The 14,505-nt window shown below is 51.8% G+C and carries 9 protein-coding genes; all 9 read left to right on the top strand.

The genetic code is table 11. The features are described 5' to 3' along the window. The first annotated feature begins 15 nt into the window (after positions 1 to 15). Entirely contained in the window at positions 16 to 2,169 is a 2,154-nt protein-coding gene (locus B153_RS0113115; protein ID WP_020597178.1) for an outer membrane protein assembly factor BamB family protein, read from the top strand. A gap of 12 nt (positions 2,170 to 2,181) precedes the next feature. Beyond that, on the top strand, positions 2,182 to 4,593 hold the full coding sequence (locus tag B153_RS0113110; protein WP_020597177.1) for an alpha-L-rhamnosidase-related protein: 2,412 nt from the start codon (positions 2,182 to 2,184) through the stop codon (positions 4,591 to 4,593). Further along, positions 4,590 to 5,447 carry an amidohydrolase family protein gene (locus tag B153_RS0113105; RefSeq protein WP_020597176.1) on the top strand — a complete coding sequence of 286 codons (858 nt, stop codon included), beginning with the start codon at positions 4,590 to 4,592 and terminating at the stop codon, positions 5,445 to 5,447. The genes B153_RS0113110 and B153_RS0113105 overlap by 4 nt, the downstream gene beginning before the upstream one ends. Beyond that, a complete protein-coding gene (locus tag B153_RS0113100) occupies positions 5,444 to 6,526 on the top strand; it encodes a Gfo/Idh/MocA family protein (protein ID WP_020597175.1) in 1,083 nt (360 codons plus the stop codon). Before B153_RS0113105 ends, B153_RS0113100 begins: the two co-directional genes overlap by 4 nt. Positions 6,527 to 6,529: 3 nt before the next feature. Continuing rightward, positions 6,530 to 8,278, top strand: a complete 1,749-nt coding sequence (gene ilvD / locus B153_RS0113095; protein WP_020597174.1) for a dihydroxy-acid dehydratase — start codon at positions 6,530 to 6,532, stop codon at positions 8,276 to 8,278. Between the two features lie 11 nt (positions 8,279 to 8,289). Continuing rightward, positions 8,290 to 9,609, top strand: a complete 1,320-nt coding sequence (locus B153_RS0113090) for a choice-of-anchor Q domain-containing protein (protein WP_157634669.1) — start codon at positions 8,290 to 8,292, stop codon at positions 9,607 to 9,609. Positions 9,610 to 9,658: 49 nt separating this feature from the next. Next, positions 9,659 to 10,558 carry a ribokinase gene (gene rbsK / locus B153_RS0113085; RefSeq protein ID WP_020597172.1) on the top strand — a complete coding sequence of 300 codons (900 nt, stop codon included), beginning with the start codon at positions 9,659 to 9,661 and terminating at the stop codon, positions 10,556 to 10,558. A gap of 14 nt (positions 10,559 to 10,572) precedes the next feature. Continuing rightward, positions 10,573 to 11,568: a GRP family sugar transporter gene (locus tag B153_RS0113080; RefSeq protein WP_020597171.1), complete on the top strand. Its 996-nt coding sequence runs from the start codon at positions 10,573 to 10,575 to the stop codon at positions 11,566 to 11,568. Positions 11,569 to 11,645: 77 nt separating this feature from the next. Next, positions 11,646 to 14,264: a glycoside hydrolase family 127 protein gene (locus B153_RS0113075; RefSeq protein WP_020597170.1), complete on the top strand. Its 2,619-nt coding sequence runs from the start codon at positions 11,646 to 11,648 to the stop codon at positions 14,262 to 14,264. Positions 14,265 to 14,505: the final 241 nt, after the last annotated feature.

Here is a 14,505-nt window from a genome sequence, read left to right as displayed (position 1 = left end):
CCTTACCAGTTTACCATGAAGCGAGCCATCTTTTCAACCTTCCTGTTTGGGTTACTGGCCATGACTTCGGCTTTTCAGGGGATCATCTGGCACGTTTCATCGCAAACTGAGTGGCCAGAATACCTGGGAGGACCCGATCGGAATCATTATTCCTCTCTTCATCAGATCGATTCAACCAACGTCAATAAACTTCACGTCGCCTGGGAATACGCTACACAGGATTCCGGTCAGATGCAGTGTAATCCCATTGTTGTCAAGGGGGTACTTTACGGCATGACTGCTTCCTGCCAGCCGTTTGCGCTCGATGCCGCCACGGGTAAGGAACGTTGGCGTTGGCAAAAAGCCGGTGCTGTTGCCTACAACAATAGCCGGGGCGTTACCTATTGGCAGTCCAGTACCAATGGGGCGGACCAGCGCATTCTGTTTACCAATGGCCCTTGGCTTTATGCTCTTGACGCCAATACGGGTCGCGAAATAACCTCATTTGGAAAAGGTGGCCGGACAAGTATAAAAGCTGGTCTGGGAGCCGTTGCGCAGGATCGGTTCGTGGTATCTAATACGCCGGGTACGGTGTTTGGCGATTTGTTGATTCTGCCCCTGCGCGTATCGGATGGTATTGATCCAGCACCCGGCCACATTCAGGCGTTTAACATCCGAACTGGCAAGCTTGCCTGGGTTTTTCGGACTGTGCCTAACCCCGGTGAATACGGCTACGACACCTGGCCGAAAAATGCCTATCGCAATCCCGATATCGGTGGGGTCAATAATTGGCCTGGCATGGCCATAGACCGGGCTCGCAGCATTGTCTACTTACCTACTGGCTCGGCTGCAGCCGATTATTATGGTGGTAACCGGGTTGGCCGCAACCTTTTTGCCAACTGTTTACTGGCCCTTGATGCCCGCACCGGCAAGCGACTCTGGCACTACCAGCTTGTTCACCACGACATCCTGGACCGCGACCCACCAGCTCCACCGAACTTAATAACCATCCTTCACGGGGGAAACCGTATCGACGCCGTTGCGCAGGTAACCAAACATGGCGTGGTTTTTATATTTGACCGGGTGACGGGAAAGCCGATTTACCCAATCACCGAAAAGCGGACACCCTCATCAGACATCCCTGGCGAAAAGCCGTGGCCGACGCAGCCGGTTCCGAGTCTGCCTGCACCCTACGCCCGACAGAACCTGACCGAAGCCGACATAAGCCCCTTCGCTGAAAATCGAGACGAGCTACTTGCTACGTTCCGAAAGAGCCGCTACGAGGGATCATTTACTCCTTATAGCAGGCAGGGTACGGTTGTTTTTCCGGGTTTTGACGGAGGGGCTGAATGGGGTGGGGCTGCGGCAGACCCGGATGGTGTTCTTTACCTTAACAGTAACGAAATGGCCTGGCTGGTCAGGCTGGCTGAACTAGAGATGGAGATGCTAACTGCAACGAAGCAACGGTCATCGGGCAGGCAGCTTTATGTGGCCAACTGCGAAGCTTGTCATGGAGCAGAACGAACGGGTAATCCAGCAGGGGGCTATCCGTCGCTCATCAACATTGGCAATCGACGTAAACCCGAATATATCCAGCAGATTATCGCCAACGGGAAAGGAATGATGCCCGCCTTCTCGCACTTGTCTGAGGTTCAGCGCCAAACGCTGGTGACTTATCTATTAAACCGCCCGGCAACTACTAACGAGCCTGGACAGGCAGCGAAAGAACCTGGTCAGTCTCAGCATCTAACCAAACAGACTACGGTCCCCTACCGGGTGGCTTTGTTTACCAAGTTTCTCGACAGTAACGGACTTCCAGCCATCCGCCCTCCCTGGGGCACACTCAACGCGATTGATCTGAACACAGGCATGTATCGTTGGAAAATACCTTTTGGCGAATACCCTGAACTGGTGGCTAAAGGCATACATGGGACAGGTGCCGAAAGCTACGGAGGCCCCGTGGTGACAGCGAGTGGGCTGCTGTTTATTGCCGGAACAAAAGACAAACAAATTCGGGCATTCGACAAACGCACGGGCAGGCTACTCTGGCAACATGAATTACCGGCTGCTGGCTTTGCCACGCCCAGCACTTATGAAGCGGGCGGTAAGCAGTATATCGTCATTGCCTGCGGGGGCGGCAAACTCGGTGCGCCTAAAGGTGATCGCTACGTAGCATTTTCTTTACCCTAATCGTCATACAGTATGCGGCATTGGCTTTCCACGCTCCTTCTGCTAACAATCAGCAGTTCGGCATTACAGGCTCAGATTGATCCGGCAACGCTACCTAAGTCGCTAGTGACCGAGCTCTGGCCTGCCCACTGGATTGCGGTGCCGGGTACATCACCTAATGGCTATGGCGTGTATCACTTTCGAAAAACCATTCAACTGACTCGCAAGCCGGGCGCTTTTATCGTACATGTATCGGGGGATAACCGATATAAGCTATTTGTAAATGGACGGCTCGTTTCACTGGGTCCGTCACGCTCGGACGTGCGTCATTGGTCATTTGAGACAGTCGATCTGGCTCCCTACCTGGTGGCTGGAAGCAACACGCTAGCGGCAGTTGTCTGGAATTTTGGTCCGATGATGTCCTTCGCTCAGCATTCGCTCCGAACAGGTCTCATTGTACAGGGTAATGGCCCCGATGAACAGATCGCCAACACAAATTCTTCGTGGAAATGCCTCCAAAACGGCGCATATACGGCAATACAGACAAATTTGTACACCTTTTTTCAGGTTGGGCCTGGCGAGCATATCCAGTTCAGTCAATATCCTTGGGACTGGGAGTCGGCTACATTCAGGGACGCAAATTGGACATGGGCGCAGGAGATTAAGTCCGGAAGCATGTGGAATCTCAACATAGATTTTGACAACTGGACGCTCACACCACGGCCAATCCCCCCAATGGAGCTGAAGCCTGAACGGCTTGTCAAACTCCGTAGAGCCGAAGGCATAACCGTTCCTGCCGGGTTCCCCGAGCAGGCGGTTCCTCTGCGTATTCCGGCGCAGTCCAGAGTGGTATTGCTACTTGATCAGACCTATTTGACTACTGCCTATCCCATGTTGAGGGTCAGTGGCGGACGAGCCGCTCAAATCGAGTTGTCCTATGCCGAATCGTTATTTGAACCAGCAGCAAAAGACCGGCCTGCGCCGACTATAAAAGCAGATCGTAACGCTATTGATGGTAAGGTCTTTTGGGGGGGCAACGATGTATTCGTGGCTGACGGAGGGCAACAGCGCTCAATTACCACGCTCTGGTGGCGAACATACCGTTATCTGCAAATAACCATTAAAACCCAACGGGAACCGCTGGTTATCAACGACCTATCCGGCCTGTTTACGGCTTACCCACTGGCGAAGGCCAGCACCGCTAATATCCCGGAATCACCAGAATTAACGAACATGCTCAACATTGGCTGGCGAACAGTCCGGCTCTGTGCCAATGAAACGTATATGGATTGCCCCTACTACGAGCAGTTGCAGTACGCAGGTGACGTACGTATTCAAGCCCTGATCACACTCTATAACAGCACAGACGATCGGTTGGTACGGCAGGCGATTACGCAACTTCGGCAATCATTATCGGCTAATGGTCTTACTATGAGTCGATACCCAAGTCGAGAGCCGCAATATATACCGACGTTTTCGCTCTGGTGGATCAGTATGCTGCATGATTATTGGCGCTACCGGGGCGACAAAGCCTTTATCCAGGAATCGTTGCCAGTCACCCGTATGATACTCAACTACTTTACTAATTATCAGCACCCGGACGGCTCCCTGAAACGCTTTCCAGACTGGCCTTTTACCGACTGGACAACTAGCTCTGACTGGCAAACCTGGGGTAGTGTGGCACCCTACACGGAGAATGGTAACTCTGCCCCCCTGGATTTACAGTTGCTATTAGCCTATGAGGTAGCCCGTGACCTGGAAGCACAGGTGGGTATGTCGGGGTTTGCGGATCTGTATGCCGAGCAAAGCCGTCGGCTTAAACACACCATCCAGCGGTTATATTGGGACAAGTCAAGAGCTTTATTTACCGATACTCCCCAGAAGAGGCATTTTTCGCAGCACACGAATATGCTGGCCGTATTGACGGGCGTAGTCAAGGGTGATTCCGCACGGCAGCTTATGGAACGGACACTCACTGACAGAACACTGGTACAACCGTCTATTTTCTACCGGTATTACTTGCACCGGGCTGTTGCTGAAACGGGTCTGGGCGATCAGTACCTGAATCTGCTAGGGCTGTGGCGTGAGCAGATGAAACTAGGCTTGACTACCTGGGCCGAGTCACACGAGCCTTCCCGTTCGGATTGCCACGCCTGGGGTTCCAGCCCAAATATTGAGTTCTACCGCATTATCCTCGGCATTGACTCCGATGCCCCAGGGTTTGAGAAAGTACGGATCACGCCTAACCTGGGTAACTTACACAACGTAAGCGGCCAAATGCCTCATCCCAAAGGGGTTATCAGCGTCAGCTATACGCTTAGCCAGACTGGTACATTGCGAGCCGACATCAATCTGCCAGAAGGGGTAACCGGTACATTTCGGTGGAAAGGCCAGCAACGGCCGCTGACCGCTGGGCACCAACTCTTTGACCTGACCGTCCAATGATATCACCACTGCCACCGGCTATTATTGACGCACATCTGCATATCTGGGATGTGCAGCAACTGAACTATCCATGGTTAACCGATGTACCGGCAATTAGCCGGACATTCACTATAACCGACTACCAACAGGTTATTGAGCGCTTTCCTGTGCAAGCCATGGTCTTTGTGCAGTGCGAATGCGAACCTGGGCAGTACCAGCGTGAAATAGACTATGTTACCCAGGCGGCAGCTATTGATTCTCGGATTCGGGGTATTGTCGCCTGGTTTCCGCTAGAGCATCCGAACATCGATTTGGAATTGACAAACCTCCTTGGGCATCCACTGTTACGGGGGATACGACGGCTGGAAGAATCACCCAGATCGCTCTACGAACAGCCGCAATTCATCAGAAATGTAGCTAAACTGGCTACCATTGGGCTTAGCTTCGACATCTGCCTGAAAGCGCACCAGCTACCGGTGGCCATACGCTTAGTAGAAAAATGCCCCGACACGCCCTTTATGCTCGATCATCTGGGAAAACCCAATATCGCGGGTAAGGAACTCGTGAACTGGCAGGCCCATATCCGCCAGTTGGCTAGCCATCCGCTTGCTTTTTGCAAAGTGTCGGGACTGGTAACAGAAGCAGACTGGCAGCGCTGGAACCTGAAGGATTTGCGGCCCTATTTTGACGTTGTTGTCGAGCAGTTTGGCATCAATCGATTGGTATTCGGTAGCGACTGGCCTGTGGTGACCCTGGCGGCCCCCTATAATACCTGGCTTCGTACGCTACTGGCCCTTTGTGCCGATTGGACCAACGACGAACGGGATCAACTATTTCGTAAAAATGCCGAACACTTTTACCGATTGACCCCATGAGCTACGTGATTGATACTTCTGTTCAGTTACCCATTCGTCCGAGGCCCATTTCCATAATAGGGGCCGGGGCGATTGTGCAGGATGCGCACCTGCCAGCCTACCAGAAAGCAGGGTGGCCAATTGAACAAATCTACGACCTCGATCCGGCCAAAGCACGTCAGGTAGCCCAGCGGTTCGCCATCCCTAAGGTAGCCGAATCATTGGATCAGTTTATTGGGCAGGCATCGCCCGATGCGGTATTTGATGTTGCCGTGCCCGCTGCCGCCTTACCAATGATTCTGCCCCTATTGCCAGAGTGCTCAGTGGTTCTTATCCAGAAACCCTTTGGCGAAACACTTCATGAAGCCCGCCAGCTACTTAGCATCTGTGCGCAACGGCAGTTTACGGCAAGCGTGAATATGCAGATGAAATTCATTCCGGCTGTCATAGCCGCAAAAAACCTCATTGCTCAGGGCGCTATTGGTGAGCTGCACGATCTGGAAATTCGTATGAATATCGACCATCCCTGGCAGCTTTGGACGTTCTTGTTTGGTCTGCCGCGCATGGAGATGCTGTACCATAGCATTCATTATATGGACCTGCTAAAATACTTTTTCGGTATGCCCAAATCCGTATATGCCAAGACTTCCCAACATCCCAACCAGATGCAACTGGCATCGACACGCTCGGTTATTATCTTCGACTACGATCGACCCATCCGGGCATTTATCAATACTAACCACGGACATGCGTTCGGCACGCGCCACCAGGAATCTTTCATCAAGTGGGAAGGCACTCAGGGAGCCATCAAAACGACCCTTGGTTTAAATATAAACTTTCCCCAAGGCGTTGCCGATACATTCGAATACGTCGTGTTGGACGAGGGGCAAGCACCTGAATGGCAGTCAGTCCAGTTGAGAGGTAGTTGGTATCCAGACGCGTTTATCGGCTCGATGGCCGACCTGCTCTGCTTTGCTGATGGCTCTTCCCAAACGCATAGTACATCCGTAGCTGAGGCTGTTAAGACCATGCAACTGGTAGAAGCTGCCTACCGCTCCAGCGATGGCGGTGGCATCTCAATCGATTCCTTAACCCCTTGAACCATGAGTCAAATTTTGAATAAATACAGCCGCACACTTACCGAGCGCGAGGATCAGCCCGGTTCGCAGGCCATGCTCTACGGAGCCGGGCTCAATGAAACCACCATTCATTACCCCCAGATTGGTATAGCCAGCGCTGGTTATGCTGGCAATCCTTGCAATATGCACCTTAATAGCCTGGCCGATAGTATTGTGCAAGGTATGGAATCCCAAGGTTTGGTGGGCTTTACATTCCATACCATTGGGGTTAGTGACTCCATCAGTATGGGCACCGAGGGGATGAAGTTCTCGTTACCCTCCCGCGATCTAATTGCGGACAGCATCGAAACGGTCGCGTCAGCTCAGTGGTACGACGGCATAGTGGCTGTGATGGGCTGTGATAAAAACATGCCGGGCTCTATCATGGCGATGGGCCGTCTGAACCGCCCGGCCATGATGGTGTATGGTGGCAGCTCGTTATCGGGCCTGCACAATGGGCAAAAAATCAGCATTCTATCCTCGTTCGAGGCTTACGGCGCCAAGTTGGGAGGGCTGATCGACGCAGCCGAAATGCAGGCCATCATCCGCCACGCTTGTCCGGGGGCGGGTGCTTGCGGGGGCATGTACACAGCCAACACCATGTCATCATCCATCGAAGCGCTGGGGTTAAGCCTGCCCTACAGTTCTTCCTACCCAGCCACCAGCGCCGAAAAGCGGCAGGAATGCGGTGGAGTAGCCAAAGCCATGAAGTATCTGCTCGAAGCGGATCTGAAACCCCGCGATATTGTTACGGTAAAGTCGCTGGAAAATGCCTTGGTAGTGGTCATGGCGCTGGGTGGGTCTACGAACGCTGTCCTGCATTATCTCGCTATTGCCCGGGCGTTTGGTCTACCGCTGGAACTAGCCGATTTTCAACGTATTAGTGATCAGGTACCGTTGATTGCCGACCTGCGACCAAGCGGTAAGTACCTGATGGAGGATGTTCACGACAGCGGAGGTACGCCTGCCATTCTGAAAATTCTCCTGAAAGAAGGCCTCCTTCAGGGTGACTGCCTCACCGTAACAGGTCAGACGCTTCGGAAAAATCTGGAAGCCGTTCCAGACTGGAACAACGACAGAAAAATTCTGGTCTCCTTCAGTCAGCCCCTAAAAAAGTCAGGCCACATTCAGATTCTGTTTGGCAATTTGGCTCCTGAAGGGTCTGTCGCTAAGATAACGGGCAAGGAGGGCGAGTTTTTTCAGGGGCCCGCCCGCGTATTCGATCGTGAACCGTCAGCGATTGAGGCTATCAAAGCTGGTCAGGTGCAGCCAGGTGAGGTAATCGTAATCCGCTACGAAGGACCAAAAGGTGGGCCTGGTATGCCAGAAATGCTGAAAGCGACCTCCGCCATTATGGGCGCTGGTTTAGGCAACCAGGTTGCTGTCATCACCGACGGACGTTTCTCGGGTGGTACGCACGGCTTTGTTGTCGGCCACATTACGCCAGAAGCCTATGAAGGTGGGCTTATTGGTCTGATTAAGGACGGCGATATCATCTCAATTGACGCTGTCAACAACCGGCTGGAGGTAGCACTTTCTGAGGAGGAAATTACCCAGCGCCAGTTAAGCTGGCAGCGCCCACCTGCCCGGTACACCAGTGGCGTTCTGGCAAAATACAGTCGATTAGTGTTGTCGGCTTCCCAAGGCTGCGTAACCGATTTGCTAACAACCGAACCCCTCCCTAGCCTTTACGCTGGCAAGTCCAGTGTAAACCTTTGCCCAGTCGTTCGATGAAAAACTCGTTTATGAAATCGATTATTACGCTACTTGTTCTACTAATAAGCCAGTCCATCTGGGCCAGAACGTATTACCTCAATAGCCAAACGGGGTCGGACCGCTACGAAGGAACCCGTCAACACCCTTGGCGAACCTTGAATAACCTTGCAAGGCTGAGATATACTGCAGGTGATTCGGTTTTATTCAGTCGCGGCTCCCATTTTACAGGCGGTTTTGTTGTCAAAGGTCAAGGTACACTCCAGCAACCGATCTACATTGGCACGTACGGCCGTGGAGCGAATCCGAAGTTAACAAATCCTGATTACGGCCACCTAAATGGGAACGTGATTCAAGTCCGGGCGTCTTACTTGATTATCGAAGGACTTTCATTTGCAAACACTGCCGCCTGCACCTATGCGGAGAATCCCAGTAGGTACTGGCAGGATGAATCGCTTCGTACCCGCATCGACAAAAAGGTATTGCTGGTGGGGGCTGTGTACCAAATTACAGAGGCTCACCACCTCACTGTCCGCCTGTGTTCGTTCCGCGATTGTCCGTTAGGTGTGTACTGCAACGGCCAGTACAATCAAATTACCCAAAATAGCTTTCGAGACTGTAACCGGTTCGTCTGGAAGCCGTTCTGGGGACCAGTTGCAATCGTTGTTGCCAATGCTCATAATGAGGTGTCGTACAATACCTGTCGCAATTATAAGGTGTTGGGTGGAGCTTTTGGAGCCGACGGTGGCTTTATTGAACTGGACAGTCGCTATTACGGCGGGCCGATTCATACCGTTGCTGTCCATCACAATTACAGTGAAGGCAACGAAGGGTTTATGGAGGTGACCAACTCAGGGCGTCACGTAACCGTCTCGTACAATGTCAGTAACGATTTTCAGCAGTTTATTTTCTTTTGGGAAGGTGATAGCTGCGACGTCGATAATAATACGATCATTCGAACAAAACCCGCAAACTCGGGTGTCAACGTCGTCTTTACATTCAAGAACAATGGTTTCCGAATTCGGAATAACATCATTGAGGTTGCTCATGACGTGCAAGCCTTTGCTGGTGGGGCTTATGAAGCCCGAAATTTTAACCAGCTCCACCAGCATAACCTTTACTATGCAGTAGATAATAAGGATCCAATTGGACGGCCCTTGGGCGAAGGTGAACGTATAGCGTATCCCGGCTTTATTGATTCAGGAAAAGGTAACTACCACCTACGGGCAGACAGCCCCGCCGTAGACGCCGGACAGCAATTAGGTTATAGCGTTGATTTCGACCGGCGCACCTTGCCCGTTGGCAGAACCATCGACATTGGAGCTTTTGAATGGTCAATTACCAAGCCATGAGACCAAAGTTCTTTCCTGAAAGCGAAAACTTATTTATACAAAACGATTTATGCCTATTCCCATTATTGTAATAGGATCATCGAATACCGATATGGTCATTAAAACGTCTCGTTTACCAGTTCCCGGCGAAACCATTATTGGCGGAACCTTCCTAATGAATCCAGGCGGTAAGGGAGCCAATCAGGCCGTGGCGGCTGCTCGCTTAGGCGGCCAAGTCACGTTTGTCACGAATGTAGGCAACGATATTTTCGGCCAGCAGGCTATTCGTGGTTTCCAGCAGGAGGGTATTGATACCCGGTTCGTTTTTCAGAACGATGACCACCCAACAGGCGTTGCGCTGATTACAGTTGATGCCCAGGGTGAAAACGTCATCACGGTCGCTCCGGGGGCAAATGCCTATCTACAGCCATCGGACATCGACCCGATGCTCGACCAGATTGATCCGACAAGCCTTGTTCTGACCCAGTTGGAAATACCAATGACCACTGTAGCGTACATAACTCAGCAGGTGGCTAAACGGGGTGGCCGGGTCATCCTCAATCCAGCCCCAGCCCAATCCCTACCGGATCGGCTATTACCATCGTTATACCTAATCAGCCCCAACGAAACGGAGGCAAAGCAGCTCACCGGTATTACCGTTACCGATGATGCCTCCGCCCATTTAGCGGCTACCCAGTTGCACGAAAGAGGTGTCCAAAATGTCATCATAACCCTGGGGGCCAAGGGAGCATTCTTGTCTGAGCCTGGGCAATCGCAGGTCATTGCCATTCAACCAGTGAAAGCTGTTGATACGACGGCGGCTGGCGATTGCTTCAACGGCGCACTGACTGTAGCCTTGGCCGAGGGCAAATCACTGGCCGATGCGGTTGCCTTTGCGTGCCGTGCTGCGGGTATTTCCGTTACTCGCCTGGGAGCGCAGGCGTCTATGCCCAAACGAACTGAACTCTAATCACTATCTCTACTATGTTTATTATAGAAAGCTATTCCGTGGCCGTTATTTTTTGCCTAGTTACGATGGTGTGTTGGGGATCTTGGGCGAACACGCAAAAGTTGGCAGCAGGAAACTGGCGGTTTGAACTCTTCTACTGGGATTACGTCATTGGGATCGTTGTATTGGCTTTGCTGTTTGCGCTCACCTTAGGTAGCACGGGATCAAATGGACGAAGTTTTTTGGCCGATCTGCAACAGGCATCGCTCGGTAATATAAGGTCAGCGCTGGTAGGGGGTATCATTTTCAACGCTGCCAATATTCTGCTGGGAGCCGCTATTTCCATTGCTGGCATGTCGGTCGCGTTTCCGGTAGGGATTGGGCTGGCCTTGGTCATCGGGGTAGTTGTCAATTACCTGGATCAGCCCGTTGGCCAGCCAACTCTACTGTTTGCAGGGGTACTGTTGATTATCGTAGCTATTGGGCTGAACGCCACCGCCTATCGCCAGGCGTCGGCGAACCACCAGGGAGTTTCCACAAACGGGTTACTGCTGTCTATTGTGAGTGGAGCCCTAATGGGTATGTTTTATAAATTCGTAGCGCAGGCTATGTTTCCTGATTTTACCCATCCTGTTGCCGGAAAATTAAGTCCGTACTCGGCCGTGGTATGTTTCTCGCTGGGTATCCTGGCCAGCAATCTGTTGTTTAATACGCTATTGATGTATCGACCCTTTGTTGGCCCTCCAGTTTCGTATGCGCACTATCTAAAGGGAACTGTACGTAATCACAGTATGGGTATACTGGGCGGCATCATCTGGTGTGTAGGCATGTCATTCAGCATTATTGCATCGGATAAAGCCGGTCCTGCCATCTCTTACGGTCTCGGTCAGGGAGCGACAGTGGTTGCCGCCATCTGGGGAATTTACGTTTGGAAAGAGTTCAGGGGTTCCCCTCGTTCAACCCAGACACTCCTCCAGCTTATGCTGGTTTGTTACGTCGTTGGCCTTGGTCTGATCATTGCCGCTCGATAACGCATATAAAATTAATGAAACGTCCCGCAGAGACTGTCTGCTAAGTCAACTTGTCAACCCTTGGCTTACACGCCTTTATGAAACGTATTCTCTTGATCTTATCTGTTTACAGTGTAACGGCCTCTGTTTGCTTTGCTCAAACGCACCTAACACTGACCAAAGGCTGGCGGTATCAACCTAGCGACCAGGCGGCATTTGCTAGTCCGAATGTTTCTGATCAATCCTGGAAACCCATCCAGGTCGGTAAGCCCTGGGAAGAGCAGGGTCTGACTGATTACAACGGGGTGGTCTGGTATAGGTTGCACATAGTTATTCCCTCGTCGTTACGTAACCAGACCCCGTTGCGATCAGGCCTCCGCCTGGCGCTCGGCCGTATTGACGATAATGACCAGACGTATGTAAATGGGAAAGAAGTAGGCCGTACATCGGGTTGGGATGTCAGCCGGGAATATATCATTCCAGATGAGTTTATCCGTTGGGACGCGGATAATGTCATTGCCGTTCGGGCAGAGGATGTTTACGGCAATGGCGGTTTAACACGAGGGCCATATGAGATTGGTGGTGTCCCAAGTCTAGCTACGCTCTACACCTTATTCTCATCTGAGCGGCCTTCGCTGCTTACTGGTCAAGGTTCGCAAACGCTTGCCAAGTCGGTACAGTTTCAACTGAAGATTCCCTGTCAACCGCTGGCAGGTTCTATGCGAACGATAGTGACGAACACCATGACGAAGGCGATGGTCTATGACGAGACGAAGCCGCTAACGTTAGATGGCCAACACCCGGTGACCTATAAATACTTAGTTCCTATAACCGGAAACGGATCCTATCTGGCCAGCCATGCGTTTGAGGTACCGGGCTTACATGATACCCTTCGATATAGTACGCTGATTGGCTACCAAGGGCGGGAGCGTGCAAACGACCACTTGGCATTTCCGGTCGTGGCTCAGCAAGTACCCGACAAGGTGACTGCTTTTCCGCTGGAGCATATTCATTTTGCCGGTTTTCTCGAGCAGCGGCTTAATGCCAACCTGACCCAACGGCTGTTGAAAATTGACGAAGAGGGCATCCTGGAAGGATTCTATAATCGACCGGGTAGTCAAACCTGGGTGGGCGAATACCCGGGTAAGTATCTGCACGCGGCCAGCCGAGTGTGGCGTTACTCAAACAATCCGCAGCTCAAAACGCAGATGGATCGCATCGTGGATGTACTGATCGGGACGCAGTTACCTAGTGGTTACCTAGGCACATACGCCCCAGATCAATACTGGAAGGCCTGGGATGTGTGGGCTCACAAATACGATTTGCTAGGGCTGCTCAGCTATTACGCAGCTACTGGTTACGAACCGGCTCTCGAGGCCAGTCGACGGATCGGGGATCTGTTACTAAAAACATTTGGAGCCGGGCCCGGCCAATTAAATATTGTTGAAACCGGCGACCATGTAGGCATGGCCTCGGCATCTGTACTCGAACCAATGACCGAACTCTATCGCTATACCGGAGATAAACGATACCTTGATTTCTGTAAGTACATCATTCAGGCCTATGATACTCCAAAAGGACCAAAACTTATTACCACGCTGAATACGATCGGTAAAGTTGATAAAACAGCCAACGCTAAAGCCTATGAGATGATGTCGAATCTGATTGGTATCGTCAGGCTTTATCAATTGACTGGGGAGCCTTCGTTGCTGAAAGCGGCTCAGACAGCCTGGCAGGACATTGCCACCCATAAACTGTACATCACCGGAACCGCCAGCGCTCACGAACACTTCCAGCCCGATGGTGTGCTACCCGCTGAAAACCGCGACTCGATGGGGGAAGGCTGCGTGACAACGACCTGGCTGCAACTAAGTCAGGCACTTTATGGCCTGACGGGCGAGGCTCGGTACGTCGACGAGATGGAAAAATCCATTTTCAACCACCTCTTTGCCGCCGAGAATCCACAAACAGGATGCGTCAGTTATTACACCGCGTTGATGGGCCGCAAACCCTATCGATGTACCATCACTGCGCACTGTTGTTTGGCAAGCGTACCCCGTGGTTTTGCCATCATCCCTGAGCTGGCCTATACTCGAAACCGAGACAATGGTCTGAATATTAACCTATACTCGGCCGGAACCGTTCAGGACAGCGTTCGTACCAGCGATGGGCGAATGGTACCTGTTCAACTGACGATAGCAACCGGCTTTCCGGCTGACGGGCGGGTTAAGATCACGCTGACTTCACCACAGCAAGCTTCCTTTCGGCTAGCTCTGTACGTTCCTGCCTGGGCTAAATCGTACCGGGCAAGCAGCCAGGGTAAAACCTGGGAAGGAGTGCCCGGTACGTATGTAACTATCGATCAAATTTGGGATAAAAGCGCGTCGGTTGATGTATCGTTTGATCATCATCCGCAAGTATTGGACGGCGGAATTAGTTATCCGGGCCGTATAGCCCTGAAAGTCGGGCCGCAGGTGCTGGCCCTCGATCAGGCCCTGAATCCAGGACTGACGGACGTACAGGAAGTAACCTTGGAGGATACAATCCTGAAATCACTGCCAGCTACGATCCTTCCGGTGGGCTGGGTTGGCTCGCAAGTATACAGCGTAACGGGTAAGATAGATGGCAAGCGAGTACTCTTAAAGCTGGTTCCTTTTGCTGAAGCCGGCCAGACAGGTGGTGAACTAGCCGTATGGCTTCGGACAATAAGCCACTAAAACCAACGCTTTAATGTCGCTTACTTGCTAACTAGTATTGATTCCTTATTACAACTGAATTGATGGTCAGTACCTAGTAGGAACGAGAAGTAATCCACTAAAAATCAGCGAATCACGGGTTATTCAACTGTACAGGTGCTTCAACAGGCAAGCCCGCTTGGAATTGCCGAGTCGAATTAATAAGGAGGCAAGTTACTAGCTTAAATAAAATAGTTTAGGTCAATAGGTTGGTTATCTACTG

Origin of the sequence: Spirosoma panaciterrae DSM 21099 (assembly GCF_000374025.1) — a bacterium.
GTDB classification, from domain to species: Bacteria; Bacteroidota; Bacteroidia; order Cytophagales; family Spirosomataceae; genus Spirosoma; species Spirosoma panaciterrae.
Note: the sequence above shows the minus strand (reverse complement) of the source record. Positions and strands in the feature narration are given on the sequence as shown.